Annotated in this window: 1 protein-coding gene; it reads left to right on the top strand. The window is 51.8% G+C overall.

From position 1 onward, the window contains the following. Positions 1 to 278, top strand: a 278-nt coding sequence (locus tag VJI77_RS07455; RefSeq protein ID WP_323988958.1) for a hypothetical protein, incomplete at both ends; no start/stop codon positions are given.

Here is a 278-nt window from a genome sequence, read left to right as displayed (position 1 = left end):
TATCAGGGGTTTAAGAACCTCGGCTTGGATGTTGACAATGATCCGAGCATCAAGGACACGCCGAACCGCTTTGCCAAGATGTTCGTGGGCGAGCTCACTAAGGGCCTGAACTACGACTTCTTCCCGAAGATGACAGCCACGCCAAATGGCCACGAAGTTCTGGACGAAGATGCTTTTACGGACTACGTCACTGATAGGCAGGGTGCATGGGGTAATGAAAAGTCCCAGGCAGAAATCCTGGCTATGGAATCGACGGTTGAACGCAAGATTGAGCTGAC

The organism is Parvimonas sp. D2 (assembly GCF_035282635.1).
Lineage (GTDB): Bacteria > Bacillota > Clostridia > Tissierellales > Peptoniphilaceae > Parvimonas.
Note: the sequence above shows the minus strand (reverse complement) of the source record. Positions and strands in the feature narration are given on the sequence as shown.